The organism is Streptomyces roseifaciens, from assembly GCF_001445655.1.
GTDB classification, from domain to species: domain Bacteria; phylum Actinomycetota; class Actinomycetes; order Streptomycetales; family Streptomycetaceae; genus Streptomyces; species Streptomyces aureoversilis.
This window is the reverse complement of sequence record NZ_LNBE01000008.1, coordinates 1-25,016: the sequence shown is the minus strand read 5'-3', so window position 1 is coordinate 25,016 and position 25,016 is coordinate 1. Positions and strand designations below refer to the sequence as shown.

The 25,016-nt window shown below is 74.4% G+C and carries 16 protein-coding genes and 1 pseudogene; 8 read left to right on the top strand and 9 right to left on the bottom strand.

The genetic code is table 11. From position 1 onward, the window contains the following. Nucleotides 1-10 precede the first annotated feature (10 nt). Complete coding sequence (locus tag AS857_RS35895) at nucleotides 11-4,495, top strand: coiled-coil domain-containing protein (protein WP_058047677.1); 4,485 nt, start codon at nucleotides 11-13, stop codon at nucleotides 4,493-4,495. Between the two features lie 87 nt (nucleotides 4,496-4,582). On the opposite strand, the gene AS857_RS35890 is transcribed toward AS857_RS35895, so the two are convergent. The 3 genes and pseudogenes from AS857_RS35890 to AS857_RS35880 all read right to left on the bottom strand — a co-directional run. Continuing rightward, the gene (locus AS857_RS35890; protein WP_058047676.1) at nucleotides 4,583-5,212 is read right to left on the bottom strand and encodes a hypothetical protein; all 630 of its coding nucleotides are present in this window, start codon (nucleotides 5,210-5,212) and stop codon (nucleotides 4,583-4,585) included. Between the two features lie 12 nt (nucleotides 5,213-5,224). Then, entirely contained in the window at nucleotides 5,225-6,361 is a 1,137-nt protein-coding gene (locus AS857_RS35885) for an L-histidine N(alpha)-methyltransferase (protein WP_144440930.1), read from the bottom strand. Between the two features lie 100 nt (nucleotides 6,362-6,461). Next, nucleotides 6,462-6,800: pseudogene (locus AS857_RS35880) on the bottom strand (hypothetical protein); the annotation flags it as partial. Nucleotides 6,801-7,057: 257 nt separating this feature from the next. Between AS857_RS35880 and AS857_RS35875 the strand changes: the two are divergent. The 4 genes from AS857_RS35875 to AS857_RS35860 all read left to right on the top strand — a co-directional run bounded on the left by AS857_RS35875 (nucleotide 7,058) and on the right by AS857_RS35860 (nucleotide 11,173). Beyond that, nucleotides 7,058-9,505, top strand: a complete 2,448-nt coding sequence (locus AS857_RS35875; protein WP_058047673.1) for a sensor histidine kinase — start codon at nucleotides 7,058-7,060, stop codon at nucleotides 9,503-9,505. Further along, nucleotides 9,502-9,957 (top strand): roadblock/LC7 domain-containing protein, encoded by a 456-nt coding sequence (locus AS857_RS35870; RefSeq protein ID WP_058047672.1) that lies wholly within the window; start codon nucleotides 9,502-9,504, stop codon nucleotides 9,955-9,957. Before AS857_RS35875 ends, AS857_RS35870 begins: the two co-directional genes overlap by 4 nt. Next, entirely contained in the window at nucleotides 9,954-10,382 is a 429-nt protein-coding gene (locus AS857_RS35865) for a DUF742 domain-containing protein (RefSeq protein ID WP_245700784.1), read from the top strand. Before AS857_RS35870 ends, AS857_RS35865 begins: the two co-directional genes overlap by 4 nt. Before the next feature lie 191 nt (nucleotides 10,383-10,573). After that, nucleotides 10,574-11,173 carry a GTP-binding protein gene (locus AS857_RS35860; protein ID WP_058047671.1) on the top strand — a complete coding sequence of 200 codons (600 nt, stop codon included), beginning with the start codon at nucleotides 10,574-10,576 and terminating at the stop codon, nucleotides 11,171-11,173. Here the strand turns inward: AS857_RS35860 and glpK are convergent. The 3 genes from glpK to AS857_RS35845 form a co-directional block, all read right to left on the bottom strand. Beyond that, the gene (glpK, locus tag AS857_RS35855; protein WP_058047670.1) at nucleotides 11,170-12,693 is read right to left on the bottom strand and encodes a glycerol kinase GlpK; all 1,524 of its coding nucleotides are present in this window, start codon (nucleotides 12,691-12,693) and stop codon (nucleotides 11,170-11,172) included. The two genes, AS857_RS35860 and glpK, sit on opposite strands and share 4 nt — an antisense overlap. 132 nt (nucleotides 12,694-12,825) lie before the next feature. After that, on the bottom strand, nucleotides 12,826-13,644 hold the full coding sequence (locus tag AS857_RS35850; RefSeq protein WP_058047669.1) for a M15 family metallopeptidase: 819 nt from the start codon (nucleotides 13,642-13,644) through the stop codon (nucleotides 12,826-12,828). Between the two features lie 78 nt (nucleotides 13,645-13,722). Continuing rightward, nucleotides 13,723-16,149 (bottom strand): glycoside hydrolase family 31 protein, encoded by a 2,427-nt coding sequence (locus AS857_RS35845; protein WP_058047668.1) that lies wholly within the window; start codon nucleotides 16,147-16,149, stop codon nucleotides 13,723-13,725. 299 nt (nucleotides 16,150-16,448) lie between these two features. On the opposite strand from AS857_RS35845, the gene AS857_RS35840 reads away from it, so the two are divergent. After that, the gene (locus tag AS857_RS35840) at nucleotides 16,449-18,452 is read left to right on the top strand and encodes an acetoacetate--CoA ligase (protein WP_058047667.1); all 2,004 of its coding nucleotides are present in this window, start codon (nucleotides 16,449-16,451) and stop codon (nucleotides 18,450-18,452) included. A gap of 137 nt (nucleotides 18,453-18,589) precedes the next feature. On the opposite strand, the gene AS857_RS35835 is transcribed toward AS857_RS35840, so the two are convergent. After that, entirely contained in the window at nucleotides 18,590-19,912 is a 1,323-nt protein-coding gene (locus AS857_RS35835; protein ID WP_058047666.1) for an aminotransferase class I/II-fold pyridoxal phosphate-dependent enzyme, read from the bottom strand. A gap of 49 nt (nucleotides 19,913-19,961) precedes the next feature. On the opposite strand from AS857_RS35835, the gene AS857_RS35830 reads away from it, so the two are divergent. Both AS857_RS35830 and AS857_RS35825 read left to right on the top strand, forming a co-directional pair. Then, nucleotides 19,962-21,233 carry an MFS transporter gene (locus tag AS857_RS35830; protein ID WP_275477396.1) on the top strand — a complete coding sequence of 424 codons (1,272 nt, stop codon included), beginning with the start codon at nucleotides 19,962-19,964 and terminating at the stop codon, nucleotides 21,231-21,233. A gap of 25 nt (nucleotides 21,234-21,258) precedes the next feature. Then, nucleotides 21,259-22,326 carry a hypothetical protein gene (locus AS857_RS35825; RefSeq protein ID WP_338058298.1) on the top strand — a complete coding sequence of 356 codons (1,068 nt, stop codon included), beginning with the start codon at nucleotides 21,259-21,261 and terminating at the stop codon, nucleotides 22,324-22,326. Nucleotides 22,327-22,447: 121 nt separating this feature from the next. Here AS857_RS35825 and ptsP read toward each other — a convergent pair whose 3' ends face one another. Both ptsP and AS857_RS35815 read right to left on the bottom strand, forming a co-directional pair. Continuing rightward, complete coding sequence (gene ptsP, locus AS857_RS35820; RefSeq protein WP_058047665.1) at nucleotides 22,448-24,118, bottom strand: phosphoenolpyruvate--protein phosphotransferase; 1,671 nt, start codon at nucleotides 24,116-24,118, stop codon at nucleotides 22,448-22,450. 86 nt (nucleotides 24,119-24,204) lie between these two features. Then, entirely contained in the window at nucleotides 24,205-24,654 is a 450-nt protein-coding gene (locus AS857_RS35815; RefSeq protein WP_058047664.1) for a PTS sugar transporter subunit IIA, read from the bottom strand. Nucleotides 24,655-25,016: the final 362 nt, after the last annotated feature.

The following is a 25,016-nucleotide window of genomic DNA, read 5'->3' as shown; positions in this document are numbered from 1 at the left end:
AGAGTCCGCCATGTACGAGCTGTCCCGGGTCCGCCTCTACTCCATCGGGCCCGCCGGTGCGCGCTACGCCGACACCGTGCTGGACCTCCGGGGCGTGGGCGCGCCCGTGCCCACGCCCGCGCCGACGCAGGCGGAGTTCTTCGAGGAGGAGCCCGTCGGCCCGCCGCGCCGCCCCGCCCCGGCCGGCGTGCTCTTCCTGGAGAACGGCGGCGGCAAGTCCGTCCTCCTCAAGCTCATCTTCTCGGTCATGCTGCCCGGCCACCGCAACACCCTGGGCGGCGCCAGCTCCGGCGTGCTGCGCAAGTTCCTGCTGGCGGACGACTGCGGGCACGTGGCCCTGGAGTGGCAGCACGTCCTGACGGGCGAGACCATCGTCGTCGGCAAGGTCAGCGAGTGGCGCGGCCGCCAGGTCTCCAACGACCCGCGCAAGTTCGCCGAGGCCTGGTACTCCTTCCGCCCCGGCCCGGGCCTGAGCCTGGACGCGCTGCCCGTCGCCGAGTCCAGCGCGATGCGCTCCGCCGCCGACGGCACCTCCGGTGCACGCGGCCGCCGCCGCACGATGAAGGGCTTCCGCGACGCCCTCACCGAGGCCGGCAAGGCCTACCCCCACCTGGACGTGGTCTGGGAGGAGATCCACGAGCGCTGGAACGAGCACCTGGGCGAGCTCGGCCTGGACCCCGAACTCTTCCGCTACCAGCGCGAGATGAACGCCGACGAGGGCGAGGCCGCCGGCCTCTTCGCCGTCAAGAACGACTCGGACTTCACCGACCTGCTGCTGCGCGCGGTCACCGACACCCGCGACACCGACGGCCTCGCCGACCTCGTGCACGGCTTCGCCCACAAGCTCGGCCGCCGCGCCGAGCTCACCGCCGAGCGGGACTTCACCGCCGGCTCCCTCGACCTGCTGTCGCGCATCGCCGACGCGGCCGTCAAGCGCGAGCAGGCCCGCGGCGTGCACGCCGGCTCCGAGCGCCGCACCCGCGGCCTCGCCCGCCGCCTGTCCGCCCGTGCCTTCGAGGAGCGCGGCCGGGCCGGCGAGCTGGCCGAGCAGGTCGCCGCCGCGGCCCACGCCGTCACCGACGCCGAGACCGGGCGCGGCCGCAGCTCCCTGGTCGCCGCCGAGATCGCCTACCGGCACGCCTCCCTGGCCCTGGCCGCGGCCGAGAAGGCCGCCGCCGCCCAGCGCCGCGAGCTCAACGACGCCCGCACCCTGCACTCCGCCTGGCAGGCCGCCGAGACCGTCCTGCGCCACCGCGCCGCCGCCGACCGCTCCGCGCGCGTCGCCGCCGCCATCCGCGAGGCCGAGCGCGACGCCGCCCCGGCGCTGGCCGCCCGCGCCCAGGCCGCCACCGAGCTCGTACGGGCCCTCAACACCGCCGCCGGGACCGGCGAGCAGCGCGCCAACGAGGAGGAGGAGCGCTCCGCCGCCCTCCAGGAGGCGAGCGAGGCCGCCCACCGCGACGCCACCGCGGCCGCCACCGAGGCCCAGCGCGCCCGCAGCGAATCCGGCCACCTGCGCCAGCGCCTGGCCGAGGTCGAGCAGGAGACCGCCGAGGCCGTCCGCGCCGGCTGGATCGACGACGACGCCGACCCGGCCCGCGCCGCCCTCGCCGCCAGCGACGCCGAGAAGCCGGCCGTCGCCGCGTACGAGTCCGCGCGGGAGACCGCCCGTCAGGCCGCCGACGCGGCCAAGGAGACGGCCGCCGCCGAGAGCCGCGCCGAGCTGGCCGCCGCCCGCGCCGCGGACGCCGCCACCGCCGCCGAATCCGCCCACGACGCCGAGCGCCGCGCCGCCGAGTCCATCGGCGCCGAGCAGCGCCTCATCGAGCTGCTGGGCCTGCCCGAGCCGGCCGCCTCCGGCCAGGTGCCCGGCCAGCGCACCGAGACCGGCCACGGCCGCCCGCCCGCCCCCCGCCGCTCCGCCGAGGACGCGCCGGACGACGAGGCCCCGTACTACCCCGGCGCCGTCCGGGCGGCCGCCCGCCGCCGCGACGCCGACGACCGGGCGCCCGCCCCCCGCCGCGCCGGGTCCGGCCCGCTGACCGCCGAGGAACTCGACCGCAACGCCGACGCGCTGCGCGAGCTGCTCGACGACAGCGTCGCTTCCTCCGAGCGGCACCTGTTCGACCTGCGCACCGCCGCCGCCGACGACTCCCGCATCCTCGGCGCCCTCGGCGACGGCGGCCTGCTGCCGCCCCGCCCCGACGTCCTCGCGGCCGTGGAGTACCTCGGCGAGCACGGCATCCCCGCGCTGCCCGGCTGGCGCTACCTCGCCCAGGCCGTCGACCCGGCCCGGCACGCCGCCGTCCTCGCGGCCCGCCCCGAGCTCGTCGACGGCGTCGTCATCACCGACACCGACTCCCACGCCCGGGCCCGCGAGGTGCTGGACGCGGCCTCCCTGCTGCCCCGCTCCGCCCTCGCCGTCGGCACGTCCGAGGCCCTGCTCGCCCCCGTACCGGAGGCGGGCCGCCAGGACGCCGGCGTCTTCCTCGTGGCCCCCAACCCCGCCATGCACGACGAGCGCGCGGCCGACGAGGAGCGGCACACCCTGCGCGAGCGCTCCCTCGCCCGCGACGAGGAGATCCGTGCCATAGCGGCCCGCCTCGCCGGTGACCGCACCCTCGCCGCCCGCCTCGCCTCCTGGCGCGCCGGCTGCCCCGCCGGCCGCCTCGCCGAGCTGGCCGGCGAGGCCGCCCGCGCCCGCGCCGCCGACGAGGACCGCCGCGCCGCCCAGCGCGCCGCCGACGACGCCCGCCGCACCGCTCGCGCCCTGCGCGCCGAGCGCGCGGAGATCGCCGGCGCCCCCGACGAGGTCCCCGAGGCGAGCGAGCCCCCCACCGCCTCCCTGCCCGCCCTGCGCGAGGCCTACCGCGCCGCCTCCCAGGTCTACGAGAAGGTCGGCGTCGGCGCCGACCTGCGCGCCGAGCAGGCCCGCGCCGAGAGCGACGAGAGCGCCGCCCGCAACGAGCTCGACCGCCTCACCAACAAGGTGCGCACCCGCGCCGCCCAGCTCCTGGAGGGCACCGAGGGCGCCGACGGGCCCTCCCGGCAGGCCGCCGCGGCCCGCGCCGAGGAGCTCGTCCAGATGCTGGAGAGCCGCGCCTCCGCGGCCAGCGAGCAGCTGGGCCGGCTGCGCGGCGAGGCCGAGCGCCTCGCCCCCGCCGACGGCGACGCCCACACCGAGCTCCCCGAGGAGCTCGTCCCCGGCGACGCCGACCGCGCCAAGGAGCTCCTGCGCACCGCCACCGGCGAACTCGCCGCCCGCACCGACGCCCTGGAGCGCGCCCGCACCGCCCACAGCGACCTGCTGCGCGCCCACCGCGCCGCCGAGGACGCCGCCACCGGCTTCGACGACACCGCGGCCCTCCTGCGCGACCTCCTGCGCGACAACTCCCCCGAGGACGACGCCGAGCAGCCCGAGCCGTACGCCGGCGGCCTGGAGGAGGCCCGCCAGGCCGCGGCCGAGGCCCGCCGCTCCCTGCGCGGCTGCGCCGGCGACCTGTCGGCCGCCGAGTCCGCGGTCCGCGAGGCGAGCGACGTCCTCGTCCGGCACGCCAACTCCACCCGCTACGAGCAGGTGCGCACCCCCGCCCGCCAGCAGATCCGCGAGCTGCCCGCGGCGGCCCTGCCCGAGCACGCCGCCGCCTGGGCCGAGGCATTCGCCCCCCGCCTGCGGGTGCTGACCGACGAGCTGGAGCAGCTGGAGCGCAACCGCGACAGCATCGTGGACCGGCTGCGCGGCCTCGTGGAGTCCTCCCTGACCACCCTGCGCTCCGCCCAGCGCCTCTCGCGCCTGCCCGAGGGCCTGGGGGAGTGGTCGGGCCAGGAGTTCCTGCGCATCCGCTTCGACGACCCCGACCAGAGCACCCTCACCGAGCGCCTCGGCGAGGTCATCGACGAGGCGACCCGCTCGGCGGTCAAGAAGAACTCCGACCTGCGCCGCGACGGCATGTCCCTGCTCCTGCGCGGCGTCCAGGCGGCCCTGCAGCCGCGCGGCGTCGCCGTCGAGATCCTCAAGCCCGACGCGGTGCTGCGCGCCGAGCGGGTGCCGGTCCGGCAGATGGGCGACGTCTTCTCCGGCGGCCAGCTGCTCACCGCGGCCATCGCCCTGTACTGCACCATGGCCGCGCTGCGCAGCAACGACCGCGGCCGCGACAAGCAGCGCCACGCGGGCACCCTGTTCCTCGACAACCCCATCGGCCGCGCCAACGCCACGTACCTGCTGGAGCTCCAGCGGGCCGTCGCCGACGCGCTCGGCGTCCAGCTGCTCTACACCACCGGCCTGTTCGACACCACGGCCCTGGCCGAGTTCCCGCTGGTCATCCGGCTGCGCAACGACGCCGACCTGAGGGCGGGCCTGAAGTACATCAGCGTGGAGGAGCACCTGCGTCCGGGCCTGCCGCAGCGTGAGGAGAGCGCCGAGGCCGTCCACGGCGAGATCACGGCGACGCGGATGTACCGGCGCCCGGCGGAGGAGGTACCGACCGGGGCTTAGGCCGGAGGCGCAGCCCCGACCAGAATCAGCCCGTCCGGCGTTCGAGGACCGGGGTCCGGGGCGGAGCCCCGTGCCGTCAGGCCGCAGTCAGCCGGGCTGCTGCAACCGCACCGCGACCCCGGGCTCCGCGTACCGCCCCCGCAGCAGCTCCTCCACACTGCTCCGCAGCCGCCGCAGCCCGTCGAGCTGCCCGCCGGGCCGGTGCATGGCCTCGTCGATGGCCAGCAGCTCCTCCGGCGGCACGCGCGAGACGTACGTGCGCAGCTCGGTGAGGTCCAGCCGCCGGTTGAAGTCGTGGACGGCGTCGCGCCAGCGGTGCAGCAGGGCGACGAGCTCGCCGTGCCCGGGTTCGGAGAACACCCCGGACACCAGCGCGGCGTCCGTCGCCGACTGCATCAGGCGGGGGTAGACGCGCGCCCGGGGCGCGAACCGGTCCAGGGGAGCGAAGCCCGTGCCGAGCAGCTCGGTGTTCTTCACCAGCTCGTCGGCGAGGGCGTACAGCGCCTGGGCGCGCCGCTCGCGGGCCGCCGCCCGGCGCTCGGCGTAGACCCCGGTGATGGCGGCGACGAGCGCGAGCCCGGAGGCCGCGGGCTCGAAGTGGTCGTCGCGCCCCCGGGCGACGGTCAGCCACCACACGCAGATGCCGAGGGCGGCCAGCAGGCAGGCGATGGTGGCGGCGGCGAAGAACTGCCGGCTGAGCCGGCCGAGGAGCCCCACGGCGCCGGGCCGTCAGTCGAACGGGTTGGGGCCGGCGGGCCGGGTCCCGTCGCCGGGGGCGAGGAGCAGCAGCGTCATCCCGAACGCGGGCCCGTCGAAGGCCGTGTGCCCGGCCTCGTGGGTCTCGCCCACCGTGGTGACCCGCGCGTCCACCAGCATCTTCTCCAGCCCGGTGCGGGTGTACTTGCGGCTGAGGAGGAGGCGGATGGTGTCCTGGTCGGGGAAGCGGACGGTGCTGCGGTCGGGCAGCGTGAGCTGCAGCTCGGACCCCGTGCGGTTGCGGTAGATCACCTTGATCTTCAGGGCCCGGTCGTCCTCGACCAGGCCCTCGCAGGTGAGGCTGTTCATGTCGATCTGCAGGTCCGTGTACTGCAGCAGGGCGCTGGTGACGAACTCCCGGAAGCGCGGGCTGTTCTCGTACTCCTGCGCGGCGGCGCGGGCCGCGGCCTCGTCCTGCCCGGCCGTGCTGGCCACCTCCAGCAGGAAGCGGTCCTGCGGGCGCAGCAGCTTCTCGGCCAGCAGCGCCAGCAGCTGGGTGTCGCTGTCGAAGTTGGCGAGGGTGTTGCCGAGCAGGGAGTACACGACGGGCTCGCTGCCGACCGTGCGGCGGATGAGGGTGCCCAGCCGGTCGAGGTTGGCGGGCATCGAGAAGTCCAGCTGGACGGGGAGCACGTCCGCCGCGGGCACGTGCAGGTGCTGCAGCGCTTCGCGCTGGGCGAGGCGCAGCATCTCGGCGCTGACGTCCACCGGTATGTAGCAGCCGCAGCGGCCGCGGCTGTCGAGGGAGCGCAGCAGGGCCTGGTCCTTCTGGCCGGTGCCGGGGCCGAGGCTCACGTAGTGCAGCGGCCCGTCCGGGAGTCTCTCGCTCAGGCCCCGCCAGCGGCGGCTGAAGGAGGCGATGCTCTCGCGCATCACGGGGTAGTACAGGTCGTTGCAGGCGTGGGCCCAGGCCACGGTGGACTCCAGGCCCCAGTAGGAGAAGCCGGAGGTGATCAGCTTTCCCGAGCCCGAGGGATCCGGGCCGCGCCGTAACCCCGCGGTCACCTGCGCCAGCTTGCCGGACTGTTCCTCACCGACCAGACACACCGTCCAGCCGGCATCCCGGAGCACTTCCGGAATGCGATGCACCGCCTGATCGCGCTCAGCCATCCGTACATCCCCCCCATGGCCCGTCCGCCCGCCCGTGCCCGGTGTACGACACCGTCAACCGCCGAACCTACCCGGCGCTTGACGATCAGGGGAAGCCGGGGCGCCGCGCCCGTCTGCCCGCGCGCGCCGAACTGCTGGGCACGGACACCACTCCGTGTCTCTGCCGCCACACCTGCCGCGTGACCCACACGTCCAGCACCGCCCAGGTCGTCGCCACGACGCTCGCCAGGGTGCACAGCAGCGCCGGCAGGGCCAGCCACGAACCGGCGAACGCGAACAGCGCCGCGACCATCGCCTGCACCAGCGTCACGGCGACGAAGAGGACCGCGCGCACCGCGGCGGTGCGCACCGGATCCGGCATCCGGCGCCGGCGTGCGGGCTGCTCCACCCACAGCGGCGGTCGCGCCCGGCGCGACGGCTCGTCATGAACCCGCTCCACGACGGCTCACCCCCTCGTGTCGGCGGCCCCGCCGCCGTCCGTGCCGAGGCCGGCCGCACCGGTCCGGCTCCCTCCACAAGAGCGATGGACGGTGCCCGATAGTTCCCATGGGCAGGGAATTACCGCCATACGGGTGGCCGCCACGACGGTCCGATCACCGTACTGGCCTTCGAGTCCCGTACCCCGCAGTAGTAGGCTCACGCCGCATTGTTGTCGGAACACCACCCCACCAGAGCGGGGTTGACGTTGGGGAGGCCATGCGCTTTCGCGGGAAATCGATCCGCCGGAAGATCGTGGCGCTGCTGCTGGTGCCGCTGGTGTCCCTCACGGGCCTGTGGGTCTTCGCCACCGTCATCACCGGCACGGAGGCCGCCCGGCTGCTCTCCGCCGCCGAGGCCATCCGCACCGCGGGCCTGCCCGCCGAGGAGCTCGTCCGCGCGCTGCAGAAGGAACGCCGCCAGACCCTCGTCCACCTCGCCGACCCGCGCCGCGCCGACAACCTCGCCGTCCTGCGCGAGCAGCAGGACGCCACCGACAAGGCGGCCGCCGGCTTCCGCCGCGGCGCCGGCAAGGTCCGCGACGACATGAGCCCCGCCACCGACGTCCGCCACCGGCGCATCGAGAAGGCCCTGGGCGACCTCGAGGTCCTGCGCGGCAAGGTCGGGGCCGGCGGCATCAGCCGCCACGGCGCCTTCCAGGCCTACAACGACCTGGTGGAGCCCTACTACGCCTTCCTCGGCAGCCTCGGCGCCTTCGAGGACGCCGAGATGGACAAGCAGGCCCGCGCCCTCATCGGCGTGGCCCGCGCCCGCGAGGCGCTCGCCCGCGAGGACGCCCTCCTCGCCGCCGCCCTCACCACCGGCACCATGAGCCGCCAGGACCTGCGGGCCGTCTCCGACCGCGTCGCCGAGCGGCAGATCCTCTACAGCACCAACCTCTCCGTGCTGCCCGCCGGCGACCAGAAGATCTTCGAGGAGTACTGGCGCGGCGCCGGCCCGCACGCCCTGCGCGCGGCCGAGGACACCGCGATCCTCGCCGGCTCCTCCCGCGCCCCGCAGACCATCGACCCGATGCGCTGGGAGCGGGCCGCCGGCGCCGTGCTCGACGAGCTCGCCCGGATGAACACCGAGGCCACCGACCGCTACGCGGACCGCGTCGAGCCGATCGCCGTCCGCGTCCTGACCAAGGCCGCCGTCGCCGGCGTCCTGGGCGCCGCCGCGCTCGTCTGCTCCCTCGTCATCTCCCTGCGCATCGGCCGCGGCCTGGTGCGGGACCTGCGCCGGCTGCGCAAGGAGGCCCACGAGGCCTCCGGCGTGCGGCTGCCCGCCGTCATGCGCCGCCTGGCCGCGGGCGAGCGGATCGACCTCGCCGCCGAGGCCCCGCCGCGGGAGTTCGGGCCCGACGAGCTCGGCCAGGTCGGCAAGGCCCTCGACACGCTGCAGCGGGCCGCCGTCGAGGCCGCCGTCAAACAGGCCGAGATGCGCCGCGGCGTAGCCGACGTCTTCGTCAACCTCGCCCGCCGCAGCCAGGTCCTGCTGCACCGTCAGCTCACCCTCCTCGACGCCATGGAGCGCCGCACCGAGGACACCGAGGAGCTCGCCGACCTCTTCCGCCTCGACCACCTCACCACCCGCATGCGCCGCCACGCCGAGGGTCTGGTGATCCTCTCCGGCGCGGCCCCCGCCCGGCAGTGGCGCAAGCCCGTCCGCCTCATGGACGTCGTCCGCGGCGCCGTCGCCGAGGTCGAGGCCTACGAACGGATCGAGGTGCGCCGCCTGCCCCGGCTGGCCGTGCGCGGCCCCGCCGTCGGCGACCTCACCCACCTCGTCGCCGAACTCCTGGAGAACGCCACCGTCTTCTCCCCGCCGCACACCGCCGTGCAGGTGCACGGCCAGCGCGTCGCCAACGGCTTCACCCTGGAGATCCACGACCGGGGCCTCGGCATGTCCCCGGACGCCCTGCTGGAGGCCAACCTCCGGCTCGCCGAGACCCCCGAGTTCGAGCTCTCCGACACCGACCGGCTCGGGCTGTTCGTCGTCAGCCGGCTCGCCCGCCGCCACGACGTGCGCGTCTCGCTCCAGACCTCCCCGTACGGCGGGACCACTGCCGTCGTCCTCATCCCCCTGGACCTGCTCACCGAGACCGACCCCCGGTCCGGGGACGAGGACACGGGCGAGCAGACGCTCACCAAGGGCCGGGCCCCGGTGCCGCCGGCGCGGGCCGGACTCTCCCGCGAACGGCTCCCCGCGTCCGCCGGCGCACCGGCCGACGACCCCGTGCTCTGCCCGTTCGAACCGCGCCCGGACGAGGGCGAGGAGCACCACCAGGCGGGCGACGCGCCGCTCCCGCTGCCGCGCCGCAGGCCCTCCGCGCCGGCCGCCGGCCCGGCCTCCGCCCCGGCGGACCGCCCGGAGAGGCCCGGGGCCGAGCGGACGCCCCCCGGCGGGCTGCCCAGGCGCGTACGCCAGGCGAGCCTCGCCCCCCAGCTCAAGCAGGACGCGGCGGCCACCCGCACCCACAGCGGGCCCGCCGACCCGGACCCCGCCGGTCCGGAACCCGAGCGCGACGCCGACGAGGTGCGGTCCAGGATGGCCGCCCTCCAGCGCGGATGGCAGCGCGGCCGGGAGCACAATGAGGCGGACGCACCGAACAGACCACCGAGAAAAACCGCACCAGGAACCACATCTGAGGGGGACGGTCGATGACCGCACCGAAGGCCGAGAACGGGACAACCACCGCAGCGGACGGCGCACCGGCCGGCACGGGCGAGCTGAACTGGCTCCTCGACGAACTCGTCGAGCGCGTCGGCAGCATCCGCAAGGCGCTCGTGCTCTCCGGGGACGGGCTGGCGACCGGGACCTCCAAGGACCTCTCGCGCGAGGACGGCGAGCACCTGGCGGCCGTGGCCTCCGGCTTCCACAGCCTCGCCAAGGGCGTCGGCCGCCACTTCGACGCGGGCAAGGTCCGCCAGACCGTCGTCGAGCTGGACGAGGCCTTCCTCTTCGTCACCGCCGCCGGCGACGGCACCTGTCTGGCCGTGCTCGCCGACGCCGACTCCGACATAGGCCAGGTCGCCTACGAGATGACGCTGCTCGTCAAGCGGGTGGGCGCGCACCTGGCCACCGCTCCGCGCACCGGCGTAGCCGCCGACGGGTGACCGCCGGCCTGACCGGGGACGGCTCCGGCGACGGGGACGTGCGCTGGTACGACGACGCGGCGGGCCCGGTGGTCCGCCCGTACGCCATGACCCGCGGGCGCACCCGCAGCGCGGACGGCGCCGGCCTCGACCTCATCGCGGTCGTCGTCGCCGAGGACCCGGCGGAGCACCCCGGAGCCGCCCACGCCCTCGCCGACCAGACGCTGTCCCCGGAACACCTCGACATAGCGGAGCTCACCCGGGACATGCCGCGCTCGGTCGCGGAGCTGGCCGCGGGGCTCGACCTGCCCGTCGGCGTGGTGCGGGTGCTCGTCGGCGACCTGCTCGACTCCGGGCTCGTCCGGGTCACCCGTCCGGTGCCCCCGGCCGAACTGCCCGACGAAAGCATTCTGCGCGAGGTGATCGACGCGCTGCGGGCCCTCTGAGACGCGGTGCACGGGCGGCTCCCGGCATCGCCTACGGGCGTTCCGGGCGCGGCGTACGGGCCCCGGCCCGGCCCGCCCGGGGCCCGCGCACCGGAAGAGACTTGTCGTGACCATGGTCTCTACAGAACGATCACCTTCCACCGGGGGAGCGGGACACCGCGAACGCCCCCACGACCGGAGGACGAACAACCATGAGGTCCCTGCGCTCCGACCGCGGCCGCACGCGCTCCGCGACGGCCCCGGTGGCCCTCAAGCTCCTGGTCGCCGGGGGCTTCGGGGCCGGCAAGACCACCCTCGTCGGCGCGGTCAGCGAGATCCGGCCGCTGCGCACGGAGGAGCTGCTCACCGAGGCGGGCCGGCCCGTCGACGACACCTCCGGCGTGGAGGGCAAGCGCACCACCACCGTCGCCATGGACTTCGGCCGCATCACCCTCCGCGACGACCTGGTCCTCTACCTCTTCGGCACCCCCGGCCAGGACCGCTTCTGGTTCCTGTGGGACGAACTGGCCCGCGGCGCGCTCGGCGCCGTCGTCCTCGCCGACACCCGGCGGCTGCAGGACTGCTTCGCCGCCGTCGACTACTTCGAACGCCGCGGCATCCCCTTCACCCTCGCCGTCAACTGCTTCGACGGCGCCGAGCGCTACCCCGAGGAGGACGTCCGCGACGCCCTCGACCTCGACCCGGGCGTCCCGGTGATCCTGTGCGACGCACGGGAGAAGGAGTCGGTGAAGGGGGTGCTGGTGTCCGTGGTGCAGCAGCGGTTCACCGCGCTCGCCCAGCAGGCGGGCTAGGCCGGCTCGCCCTGAGCGGGCGGCTCCACCCAGCCGAAGCTCCGCTCCACCGCCTTGCGCCACACCCGGTACTCGGCCTCCCGCTCCTCCGGCGCCCGCCGGGGCGTCCACTCCGCGTCCCGCTGCCAGTGCGCCCGCAGCTCGTCCGGATCGCGCCACACGCCGGTCGCGAGACCCGCCGCGTACGCCGCGCCCAGGCTCGTGGTCTCGGAGACCACCGGCCGGATCACCGGCACGCCCAGCACGTCGGCCTGGTGCTGCATCAGCAGCCCGTTGGCCGTCATCCCGCCGTCCACCTTCAGCGAGCTGATCCGCACGCCGGAGTCCTGGAACATCGCGTCCACCACCTCCCGCGTCTGCCAGCTCGTGGCCTCCAGCACCGCCCGGGCCAGGTGCGCCCGCTTCACGTAGCCGGTCAGCCCGGTGATCACGCCGCGGGCGTCCGAGCGCCAGTACGGCGCGTACAGGCCGGAGAAGGCGGGCACGATGTACGCGCCGCCGTTGTCGGGGACGCTCGCCGCCAGCGCCTCGATCTCGTCGGCCGAGCGGATCAGCCCCAGCTGGTCGCGGAACCACTGCACGAGCGCGCCCGTGACGGCGATCGACCCCTCCAGGCAGTAGACGGCCGGCTCGCCGCCCAGCCGGTAGCCCACCGTCGTCAGCAGGCCGTTCTTGGACGGCACGGGCCGCGTCCCGGTGTTCAGCAGCAGGAAGCTGCCCGTGCCGTAGGTGTTCTTGGCCTCGCCCACCCCGTAGCAGGTCTGCCCGAACACCGCGGCCTGCTGGTCGCCGAGCGCCGCCGCCACCGGCACCCCGGCCAGCGGCCCCACGGCCCTCCCGTACACCTCGCAGGAGGACCGGATCTCCGGCAGCACCGCCTCGGGGACGCCCATCGCGGCCAGGATCCCGGCGTCCCACTGGAGCGTGCCGAGATCCATCAGCAGGGTGCGCGACGCGTTCGTCACGTCCGTGACGTGCACCCCGCCGTCCGGACCGCCCGTCAGGTTCCAGATCAGCCAGGAGTCGACCGTGCCGAACGCTATCTCGCCGTTCTCGGCACGCCGCCGCAGCCCCGGCACGTGCTCCAGCAGCCAGGCGACCTTGGGGCCGGAGAAGTAGCTCGCCAGCGGCAGGCCCGTCGCCGCCCGGAACCGGTCCTGCCCGTCCGTGCCGCCCAGCTCGCGGCAGAGTCCATCCGTGCGGGTGTCCTGCCAGACGACGGCGTTGTGCACCGGCTTGCCCGTCGAGCGGTCCCACAGGACCGTCGTCTCGCGCTGGTTGGTGATGCCCAGGCCGCTCAGCCCGCCGGCCTCCAGGCCCGCCGCGGCCAGCGCACCCGCCACCACCGCCTGCACCTTCGCCCAGATCTCGGCGGCGTCGTGCTCCACCCAGCCCGGCTTGGGGAAGATCTGCCGGTGCTCGCGCTGGTCCGCGCCGACGGGCCGGCCGTCCCGGTCGAAGACGATGCAGCGGCTGGAGGTGGTGCCCTGGTCGATCGCGGCGACGTACGGACCCGTCATGGCGTCTCCTGACCTCGGAACCTGTCCGGACCTGTCAGGACGGGAAGTGTTCTCCCGCCGTGACGGAGCGTCAAGCAGCCCGGAGCATCACGGTCCTGGGTACTCAGGTGCGGAGCATCACGGCGCGGAGCATCACGGCGCCGGGCGGCGCAGCACGGGGAAGTCGAAGTACGTGTCGGGGAACGGCTCCGGCTTGAAGGTGTAGTGCCACCACTCCTCCGGCAGATTGACGAACCCCTCCCGCTCCAGCGCCGACTTCAGCAGCAGCCGGTTCGCCCGCTGCACGCCCGTGATCCGCGGGTCCAGGGTGTGCGACAGGGTGTCGAAGCAGTCGAAGCCCGTGCCCATGTCCACGGAGTTGTCGGGGAAGCGCTGCCCCCGCGGCGCGTAGCACGGCACGAGCGGCTCCCCGGGCACGTACGGCCGCGTCGGCCAGGCCGGCAGCTTCACTATCGTCACGTCCAGCGTGCTGCCCCGGCTGTGCCCGGACTTCGCCGCGATGTACCCGTCCTCGAACAGCCGGGTCTTCTCCACGCGCGGGTAGAACTCCGCCTTCATCCGGGTGTCCGCGAGGTCCTTCGCCCACTCCACGAAGTCGTTCACCGCCCGCTGCGGCCGGTAGCAGTCGTACACCTTCAGCCCGTAGCCCCGGCGCAGCAGCGAGCGCTGCGCCCGGTGCAGGGCGTCGGCGGCCTCCCGCGTCAGGACGCACATGGGGCGCAGGTAGCCGTCGACGCGGTGGGCCGTGAAGTTGTGCACGGTCACGTACCGCATCTCCTGCAGGATCGTCGGATCCACGTCGGCGAGGGCCACGAACCCGCGGGGCGGGCGCGGCTCCGGGGAGGCGGCCTGCGCCGGCGGCGCGGCGGCCGGAAGGGACAGGAGTGTCAGGAGGGCCGCGGCGGGCAGGACGAAGGCCCGCAGGACGGCCCGGAATCGGGGTCTGCTCATGCCAACCGGATAGCAGCCGGGCGGGCCCCCGGGGAAGGGCGCCCGCCCTCTCACTTCACTGCGCTCCCCTTCGCTGCATCACGCGCCCTCTCCCCGCACGCGGACCGGATACCCCACCTCCTCCGCACCCTCCTGCTCCACGACCACCGCACCGTCCCGCCGGCGCGTGGTGAACCGCACGGCCTCCTGCGGCTCCCACCCGTCACCCCCGTCCGGGACCAGCACACCGCCGCCCGTGCGGCCCGGAGCCGGAGCCCACACCTCCAGTTCCACCGGACCGGAGAGCCCGGCGAGCCCCGAGAGCCCGGATGGCCCGGACGGACCGGAAGCGCTCTCCGCGGTCCTCTGCACCGGAATCACCGAACCCGCCCGCGCCAGCACCGGGATCCGCGACAGCGGCGCGTCCAGCAGCACCTGCCCCGGCCCCTCGTACGCCTTGCCCGTCGCCGTGTCGTACCACAGCCCGCGCGGCAGCCGCACCGCCCGCCGGTCCGCCCCCTGCTCCAGCACCGGCGCCACCAGCAGCGAATCGCCCAGCAGGAACGCGTCCTCGCAGTCCCGCAGCGCACGGTCCTCCGGCGAACGCCACCACACCGGACGCACGTAGGGCGCCCCCGTGCGCCGCGCCAGGTGCGCGAGCGTCACGAAGTACGGCAGCAGCCGCATCCGCTCCCGCAGCGCCGCTCCGGCGTGCTCCAGCGCCTCCCCGCCGAACTCCCACGGCTCCCGGCGCCCCGCCGTGATCGCCGAATGCGTGCGGAACAGCGGCAGATAGGAGCCCAGCTGGAACCAGCGCACGTACAGCTCGGGCGAAGGGAACCCGGAGAAGCCCCCGACGTCCGGGCCCGAGTACGGCACCCCGCACAGCCCCAGCCCCAGCACCAGCGACAGCGACGCCCGCAGCCCCGGCCAGCCCGTGGCCACATCGCCCGACCACGTACCGCCGTAGCGCTGCATGCCCGCCCAGCCCGAGCGCGAGAAGAGGAACGGGCGCTCACCCGGCCGCAGCTCGCACAGCGCCTCGTAGCCGGCCCGGGCCATGGCCAGGCCGTAGACGTTGTGAGCCTCCCGGTGGTCGCCGCCGCGGCCCTCCAGCGAGTGCCGCGCCGACAGCGGCAGCGACGGATCCCCGAACGGAGCGAACGACACCGGCTCGTTCATGTCGTGCCACACGCCCGAGAACCCCTGCGCCAGCCGCTCCCCGTAGAGCCCGCCCCACCACTTGCGCACCCGCGGATCGGTGAAGTCGGGGTAGACCGACTCGCCCGGCCACACCTCCCCCCGCACCCGGCGCCCCCGCGCATCCCGTACGAACGCATCGGCCGCCGCCCCGCTGTCGAACACCCACTGACCCGGCTCCGCCTTCACCGCCGGATCCACGATCGACACCAGCCGCACCCCCCTCTCCCGCAGCTCCGCCGCCAGCCCCGGCAGATCGGGGAACCGCTCCCGGTCCACCGTGAAGACGCGGTGCCCCCGGTAGTGGTCGATGTCCAGGTGCAGGGCGGACAGCGGCAGCCCGCGCTCGGCGTACCCCTCCACCACCCGCCGCACCTCGCGCTCACTGCCGAACCCCCAGCGCGCGTGATGGTGACCGAGCGCCCACGCGGGCGGCAGCGCGGCGGCCCCCGTCAGGGACGCCCAGCCGTGCAGCACCCGCGCCGGCGTCCCCACCAGCACCCAGTAGCGCAGCGGCCCGCCGTCCATCCGCACCTCGCAGCGGCCCGGCCGGTCGTGGCCCGAGCCCGCGCCCTCCTCGCCCTCCGCCAGCGTCACCCGCCCGTCCCACGAGTCGTCGTGGAACACCAGGTGCGTGCCCGCGTCCGCCACCACCAGCTGCACCGGCATCGTGATGTACAGCGGATCGTCACCCGGCACGAAGGCACCGTCCGGGTCGGTGTTCCACAGCCGGTACGAGCCGTCCCGCAGCCGCGGGCCCGCCGACCGGCCGCCCAGCCCGAAGAAGCGCGCATCCGCCGCCACCTCCGACCGCAGCGCCCACCGCGCCTCACCGGCCCCCGGCCGCTCACGCCCCTCCGCATCCACCGGCTCCCACCAGCGCGGCGGCAGATCACGCCGCAGCAGCACGCCCCCGGGCGTCCGCACCTCCACCGTCCCGTGCCGGCCCACCACCACCAGCACGCGCTCCGACACCACCCGCCAGCCGCCGTCGGTGTCCGGCTCCAGCACCGCCCGCTCGTCGACCTCGGGCCCCGGCCCGTTCAGGGCGTACGACGGCTCCGGCCCGGCCCCGTCCCAGCCGCAGAACACCGCGCCGCCCGCCGCCACCCGCACGCGCAGGGACGACCGCGCGAAGCGCACCACCCCGCCGCCCGGCAGCGGATCCGCCCCCTGCGCCGCACCCGGCACCCGCGCCCGCTCCGCACCCGGCCGCGGCAGCCCCGCTCTGTCCGCGCTCCGCCGCCGCAGCGCCGACCGCAGGGACCGTACCCCCCGCGCCGTACGGACCGTCCTCACTAACCGCAGCAGATCATGCGCATCCATGCTGCTCAGACTGCCACCCGCACGATCGCCGGCGCCCGCCGTTCAGACGCCGTTCACCCCCGCAGGGACAAGGGCGGGGTGCCGGAGGAACCCGGCACGCGTGAGACGGACGGGGCACGGCCCCCACCCGCGGCCGGTGCGATGCGCGCCGCACTGTGCCATCGGCTCTGGTGCGGGAGTCGATCACGTGGCATCGTCCTGGTCAGCCGTGGCACGCGCACACCCCGCCGTGCGCGCGGCGCACGAGGACGATGCCACCACGCGATGCCCACGACGCGCAGAAGCCCGGGAGCCGCCAGATGACCACCGCACCGCAGCCCGCCGAAACGCCGGAGCCCCTGTGGACCCCCGGCGCCGACCGCGTCGCCCGCGCCCAGGTCACCCGCTTCCAGGCGTGGGCTGCGGAGCGCCACGGCGCCCCGGCCGCGGTCCCCGGCGACCCCGCCGCGAGCTACGCCGCCCTGCACCGCTGGTCCGTCGGCGAGCTCGAGACCTTCTGGCAGGCCCTCGCCGAATGGTGCGACGTCCGTTTCTCCCACCCCTACGAGCGCGTCCTCGCCGACCGATCGATGCCCGGCGCCACCTGGTTCCCCGGCGCGACCCTCAACTACGCCGAGCACGCGCTGCGCGCCGCCGAGGACCCCGCACGGGCCGGCGAACCGGCCCTGCTCGCCGTCGACGAGATCCACGACCCGAGCCCGGTCACCTGGACCGAGCTGCGCCGCCAGGTCGGCTCGCTCGCCGCCGCGCTGCGCCGCCTGGGCGTGCGCCCCGGCGACCGCATCTCCGGCTACCTGCCCAACGTCCCGCAGGCCGTCGTCGCCCTCCTCGCCACCGCGGCCGTCGGCGCCGTGTGGACCTCCTGCGCGCCCGACTTCGGTGCCCGCAGCGTCCTGGACCGCTTCCAGCAGGTCGAACCCGTCGTCCTGTTCACCGTCGACGGCTACCGCTACGGCGGCAAGGAACACGAGCGCACCGGCACCGTCGCCGAACTCCGCACAGGCCTGCCCACCCTGCGCGCCGTCGTCCACATCCCGCTGCTGGGCACCCCGGCCCCCGAAGGCGCCCTGGAGTGGGACGCACTGGTGGCCGAGGACGTGGAACCCGTCTTCGAACAGGTCCCCTTCGACCACCCGCTGTGGGTGCTGTACTCCTCCGGCACCACCGGCCTGCCCAAGGCCATCGTCCAGTCCCAGGGCGGCATCCTCCTCGAACACCTAAAGCAGCTCTCCCTGCACTGCGACCTCGGCCCCGGCGACCGCTTCTTCTGGTACACCTCCACCGGCTGGATGATGTGGAACTTCCTCGTCTCCGGCCTCCTGGTGGGCTCCACCGTCGTCCTCTACGACGGCAGCCCCGGCCACCCCGACACCGCCGCCCAGTGGCGCGTCGCCGAACGCACCGGCGCGACCCTCTACGGCACCTCGGCCGCCTACGTCATGGCCTGCCGCAAGGCGGAGGTCCGCCCCGGCCGGGACTTCGACCTCTCGCGCGTGAAGTGCGTCGCCACGACGGGCTCGCCGCTGCCGCCGGACGGCTTCCGCTGGATCCACGACGAGGTCGCGGAAGACATGTGGATCGCCTCGGTGAGCGGCGGCACGGACGTCTGCAGCTGCTTCGCGGGCGCCGTACCGACCCTGCCCGTCCACATCGGCGAGCTCCAGGCCCCCTGCCTCGGCACCGACCTGCAGGCCTGGGACCCGCACGGCAAGCCCGTCGTCGGCGAGGTCGGCGAGCTCGTCGTCACCAACCCCATGCCGTCGATGCCCATCCACTTCTGGAACGACCCCGAAGACACCCGCTACCGCGAGAGCTACTTCGAGATGTTCCCCGGCGTCTGGCGCCACGGCGACTGGATCACCCTCACCCCGCACGGCAGCGTCGTCATCCACGGCCGCTCCGACTCCACCCTCAACCGGCAGGGCGTCCGCATGGGCTCCGCCGACATCTACGAGGTCGTCGAACGCCTCCCCGAGATCCGCGAGTCCCTCGTCATCGGCGTCGAACAGCCGGACGGCGGCTACTGGATGCCCCTCTTCGTCCACCTCGCGCCGGGCGCGCAACTGGACGACGGCCTGCTCGACCGCATCAAGCGCACCATCCGCGAGAACCTCTCGCCCCGCCACGTCCCCGACGAGGTCATCGAGGTCCCGGCGGTCCCGCACACCCTCACCGGCAAGCGCATCGAGGTCCCGGTCAAGCGCCTCCTCCAGGGCACGCCACTGGAGAAGGCGGTGAACCCGGGCTCGGTGGACAACGCGGACCTGCTGAAGTTCTACGAGGACCTGGGCCGAAAGCGCTAGTCCGGCCACTCACCGGCTCGTCCGAGCACCATTTCAGCCCGTCCGGCGTTCGAGGACGAGCGCGTTCAGCGCGATACGGGGGGGTGGGGGCGGAGCCCCCAGTTACGGGAAGGGGCGGGTAGGGGAGAAAAACCGCCCTACCCCCCGTACGTCTCCTGAGCCTCACCCAGTACAGAAGCAAAGTCCGCGGCAAGCCGCCCCGCCTCGGACGGTCGCAGATCCGCCGTAGTGATCCGCACCCCCGGCGCGGTCCCGATCCGAAACCGCGCCCCCGCAGCCACCCACCACCCACAGGACCGCAACCCGTTGACGACGGCGGCTTCGTCCCGCACCGGCACCCACACGTTCAGCCCGCCACCCCCGTGCGCGGAGATCCCCCGCCGGGCCAGCTCCCCGATGAGCGCCTCGCGCCGCACGGCGTACGCGGCGCGGGCCTCGTCGACCAGCGCCCGCGCCCCGGGGTCGGCGAGCAGCCCGGCCACGGCCTCCTGCAGCACGTGGCTGACCCAGCCCGAGGTCAGCAGCAGCCGCCCGTCGTGCCGCGCCAGCGTCGTCGCGTCGCAGGCCAGCGCGGCCCACCGCAGGTCCGGCCCCAGGTGCTTGGTGACGGTGCGGACCTGGGCCCAGCGGGCGAGCCGGCCCCCGGCGGTCAGGCTGTGCAGGGGGGCGCCGCAGATCTCCGCGGTGTAGTCGTTCTCGACGACCAGTACTTCCGGCGCCTCCGCGAGCACCGCGGCCAGCGCGTCGCGCCGGGCGGCGGAGAAGCACCCGCCGTACGGATTCTGCGCCCGCGGGCTGCAGATGACGGCCCGTACGCCTCCGCGCACCGCGGCCCGCAGCTCCTCCGGCCGCATACCCTCGTCGTCCACCCCGACCGGAACGATCCGCAGGCCCAGCGCCGGCACGAGGTCGAGCAGGTGGTGGTAGCCGGGGTCCTCCATCGCCACCGCGTCACCGGGCCGCAGTTCGGTGGAGAGCAGCCGGGCCACGCAGTCGAGCGCGCTGTGCGCGAAGGTCACGTGCGCGGACGGGACGCCGTCGCGCTCGTACCAGGCGCGGGTGAGCTCCTCCAGCCGGGCCAGCCGCGGCGCCGCCCGGTGCGAGCGCGCGCCCTGGGCCACCTGCACGGGCGGCACCAGCTCGGGCAGGAACGCCGGATCGGGGTGGCCGCCGGCCAGGTCGCGCAGCCCTTCGGGCACCTTCGGCGGGCGCCGGGAGGCGACGGCGGGGGCCTCGGCGACGACGGTCCCGCCGCGCCCGCGGGTGACGACGATGCCCCGGCGGCGCAGCTCCTTGTACGTGGTGGCGACCGTCCCCGGGCTCACGCCGAGGCGCTCGGCGAGCGTGCGCACCGGGGGGAGCGAACTGCCGGGAGCGAGCACGCCGTCGGCCACGCCGCGCTCGATGGACGCGGCAATCCCCTTGGCGTTCGTACCAGTGATCTCATATTGTGTCACCACAGAACTGAGTATGTATCAATACAATATTCGGGTCAAGGGGGATCACCACATGCAGATACTGGGGGGACCGGACGGCCGCCGCATGCTCGCCGTCACCTTCGTCGACAGGACGGGCTCCGGCCTCTGGGGCGCCACGGCCGTCCTGTACTTCACCTACGTCGCCGGGCTCGGCACCGCCCAGATCGGCCTGCTGCTCGGCGTCTCCGGCGCCATCGGCATCGCCGGCCCGCCCCTCGGCGGCCTCCTCGCAGACCGCCTCCCCCTGCGGACCCTGCTCGCCGGCGTCCAGGCCCTCCGCGCCGTCGCCTCGCTCGCCCTCCTCACGACCACGGACCTGCGGCTGCTGCTCGCCTTCACCGCGGTCGGCAGCCTCGGCGACCGAGCCTCCTCCGTCCTCACCAGGCTCTACGCGACCCGCATCGCCGGCCCCGACCGCAGCCGCTACCAGGCTGTCAACCGCACCGTCTCCAACGTGGGCTGGGCCGTCGGCGGCCTCGCGGCGGCCGGAGCCCTCGCCGTCGGCACCACCGCCGTCTACCGCTGGCTGCTCGTCGGCGACGCCCTGTCCTTCGTCGCCGTCGCCCTGCTCACCCTGCGCTGCGGCGAACCGCCGTCGGCCTCGCGCGTGGTGACGGCGGGCGGCCCGGCGGCCGGAGCCGCAAAGGACCGAGCGGCCGCGGAAGCCGGGGCCGCCCGCGTCACCAACCCCTGGCGCGACCGCCGTTACCTCGCCTACACCGCCACCGAAGCCTTCCTCTGCCTCGACGACTCCGTCTTCAAGGTCGGCCTCGCCCTGTGGGCCGTCACGGCCACACCCGTCCCGCACGGCATCGTCCCCCTCCTCCTCGTCCTCAACAACGTGCTCGTGGTGTGCTTCCAGGTCCCCTTCGCCCGCTTCGGGACCACCTCCGAGAAGGCGCGGACCTCACTGTTCCCCCTGGCCGCGGCCTTCTTCGCAGGCGGAGCGGCCCTCGCCGTATCGGCCACCGACACCCGCTGGATCGCCGTCACCGCCCTGACCCTGGCCGCGACCGCCTTCACCGTCGCCGAGATGCTCCACGCCACCGTCTCCTGGGAACTGTCCGTCACCCTCGCACCGCCCACCGCCCAGGGCGCCTACCTCGGCGTCCACGGCCTCTCATCGGCGGTCCAGCGCAGCATCGGCCCCGTGGCCGTGACCGGCACCATCGCGGCCGGACCCCTCGGCTGGCTCGGCTTCGGCGCCGGACTCGCCGTCATGTGCCTCGCCCAGCGCAGACTCACCCGCGACGAGGGCGAGACCGCATTGTCAGTGCCTCCCGTTACGGTGAGTGAGCATTGATCGCACGCGCTCAGGGGGAGAGGAAATGGCGCACTCACGTGACGGCGGAGGACGGCGGGCAGGCGGGAAGCGGCCCACGGGGAAACGGCTGACGGGCGAGCGACCGACGGGGAACCGCCTGTCGGGGAAACGTCTGACGGGGAAACGCCTGACGGAGGAGGGGAAGCGACCGGCGGGCGGCAAGCGCCCGCACACCAAGCAGCGGGACGGCAGGAAGAGATCGCTCACCGCGCGGCGCAAGCCCAGCGCACGGCGCCTGCTGCGCCGCGAAGTCCCCAGCACCGTGGCCGTCCTGGCCGGAGCGGACGACTTCGCGGCCATGCAGGGCTACACGAGCTTCACCTTCGACGACCACGCCACCTACATCCGGCAGGTGGAGGGCCTGCTGCGTGACTTGGCCGCCCGCGGCACGCACACGAGCGTCGCCCTCTTCGACCCCGTCGCCTACGCGGAGTTCTGCACCGAATCCCACCTCGACCCCGACGCCCCGGCCAGCCGCACGCGCTACACCGCGGAGGTCGCAGCCGCCGGCACCAAGGTCGCCTACGAGGGCGAGCCCCTCGCCCGCCTGCTGCCCCGGCTCGTCGCCGAGGCGGAACAGCAGGCGACGTGGGAGTACGCCTCGGGCCTGCTCACCCGCGGCGACTGCGACTCCTGCGGTGAGGACATCGGCCGCGCCGCCTTCGCCAGGGCCACCGCCCTCCTGCGGAGGATCATCGAGGCGGCGGGACCCGGCACCCACCACCTCGTCTGCAGTATCCCGGCCGAAGGGCGGACTCCGCTCGTGGCCGTGCTGCACACGGAGAGCCGTGACGACGGCCTGCTCCACCTCGGCGAGGCGGCCGCCCTCCTCTTCTGCACCGTCCTCGCGGCGGGCATCGCCACGGAACGGCCGGGCGGAGTGGTCATGCGCAGCATCCGGCCCGATCACCGCGACACCGTCCGCGGCTGGAACCTCAAGGACGGCGGTCGGCTTCACCCGCTGACCGAAGCGGAAGTCTTCGCCGCCTACTGCACCGACGCCCGCTCCGGCGAGCCCGTACCACCCGAGCCCGACGTCGACTACTGCGCCGGGCTGCCCTTGGAGGACTGAGCAACTGGAAGTCTGAGCGGGCCGACGGCCGCCGGGCAGGAAACGAGTGAAGGGTGCCCCGCCACCCGGCGGGACACCCTTCACCTCTCAGCTCACATCACCGCGACGGTGACGGCCCGGCTCACTCGCCGGACAGCACCGCCTGCGCGGCCAGACGGGCCTCCTCGGCGGAGTCCGTCGCGCGGGCCGCAGCGGCAGCGCGCTCGCACTGGGCCAGCGTGTGCTTGGCCAGGGTCGCGCGGACGTACGGAATCGACGCCGCACCCATGGACAGGCTCGTCACGCCCAGACCGGTCAGCACACAGGCCAGCAGCGGGTCGGACGCGGCCTCACCGCACACGCCGCAGCTCTTGCCCTCGGCCTTGGCGGCCTCGGCGGAAGCGGCGACCAGGTCGAGCAGCGCCGGCTGCCACGGGTCCTGCAGCCGCGACACCGCACCGACCTGACGGTCGGCGGCGAAGGTGTACTGCGCCAGGTCGTTGGTGCCCAGCGAAAGGAACTCGACCTCCTGCAGGATCGAGCGGGCCCGCAGCGCGGCGGAGGGGATCTCCACCATCGCCCCGAACTTCGCCTGCAGCCCGGCCTCGCGGCACGCGTCCGCGAACGCCTTGGCGTCCGTGCGGTCGGCCACCATCGGGGCCATGACCTCGAGGTAGACCGGCAGCCCCTGGGCGGCCTTGGCCAGCGCGGTGAGCTGCGTGCGCAGCACGTCCGGGTGGTCGAGCAGGGTGCGCAGACCCCGCACGCCCAGCGCCGGGTTGGGCTCGTCGGCCGGCGTCAGGAACTCCAGCGGCTTGTCCGCGCCCGCGTCCAGCACCCGCACGACCACACGGCCCTCGGGGAACGCCTCCAGCACCTTGCGGTACGCCTCGACCTGCTTGGCCTCGGACGGCGCCTTCTTGCTGTCGTCCAGGAACAGGAACTCGGTACGGAACAGACCGACGCCCTCGGCGCCCGCCTCGACGGCCGCCGGCACGTCCCCCGGACCGCCGACGTTCGCCAGCAGCGGCACCTTGTGCCCGTCCGACGTGGCACCCGGGCCGGACGACGCCGACAGCGCGGCCTTGCGCTCCTCGGCCGTCTTGATCAGCTCCGCGCGCTTCTCCGGGCTCGGGTCGACGAAGATGTCGCCCGTGCTGCCGTCCACGGCCACCACCGTGCCCTCGGCAAGCTCACCCGCACCCGGCAGCGCCACGACCGCCGGCACCCCGAGCGCACGCGCCAGGATGGCGCTGTGGCTGGTCGGCCCGCCCTCCTCGGTCACGAAGCCCAGTACCAGGGTCGGGTCGAGCAGGGCGGTGTCGGCGGGAGCGAGGTCCCGGGCGATCAGCACGTAGGGCTCGTCGCTGTCCGGCACGCCCGGCATCGGCACGCCCAGCAGGCGCGCGACGATGCGGTTGCGCACGTCGTCCAGGTCGGCCACGCGGCCGGCCAGGTACTCGCCGGCGTTGGCGAGCAGCGCGCGGTAGGCGGCGAAGGCGTCGTACACCGCGCGCTCCGCGGTGCTGCCGACGGTGATGCGCCGTTCGACGTCGGCCATCAGCTCGGGGTCCTGGGCCATCATGGCCTGGGCCTCCAGCACGTGCTGGGCCTCGCCACCGGCCAGGTTGCCGCGCGCGATGAGGTCGGCGGCCACAGCTTCCACGGCCTGGCGCGCGCGGCTCTGCTCGCGCGGCGCCTCGTCCGTCGGAATCTGCTTGGCCGGCGGCTCCAGAACCGCCGTGCCCATGTGCCGGACCTCGCCGATGGCCACACCGTGGCTCACGCCGACGCCTCGCAGCGTTGTCTCCATTTCACCCGTCTCCGGTTGATGCGGCGGCTCGGGCCGCCGCGGTGGATGTCGTACGTGCCGCTCCCCTTCATAGGGAGCGGTATCGGCTACTTCCAGCTGAAGAGCTGGTCGCCGGCCTTGACGTCGCCGTCCTCGCGGACGTCGCCGAGCGAGTCGGCGGTGGCCTCCAGCGCGACGATCGGGCAGATCGGCGACTTGCCGGCCTCTTCGACGGCGACCGGGTTCCAGCGCACGACATCCTGGCCGCGCGTCACGGTGTCGCCCTTGTTGACGAGCAGCTCGAAGCCCTCGCCATTGAGCTGGACGGTGTCGATGCCGAGGTGCGTCAGTACACCGTGGCCCTCGGCGTCGACGACGACGAAGGCGTGCGGGTGCAGCGAGACAATGACGCCGTCGACGGGGGAGACCGCGGCGTGGGGCTCACGTACGGGGTCGACAGCGGTACCGGGTCCCACCATCGCGCCGGAGAAGACCGGATCGGGCACTGCCGCGAGTCCGATGGCGCGTCCGGCAATCGGGGACGTCACGGTGGTCATGGGAAGCCTCCCAGATGGAGATTGGTCACGCGCCGTCACTACCTGTCCTGGACGGCGCACTGGTCGGAAGCCTAAGTCATAGGAACTGACGGTTCCGCACGAGTGATCGGGGCCTTGGCGTGTGCGGTGCGTAATCGATTTGCCTCGCATGAGGAGGGCATGTACTGTCAGATCCCTGCCCACGACCGAGGCCCGCAGACAACTGCCGGCGAGGTGAGGGCGGCACCTATCGGAAGTGATCCTTTCTCGGTTCCACTGCTGTGCCCGTATGTCTTTATGGCTACGGAAAACAGGGTGGCGGGAGAGCGGAAAAACTCCTGATAGAGTGTGAAACACAACGAAGGGAAGCGCCCGGAGGAAAG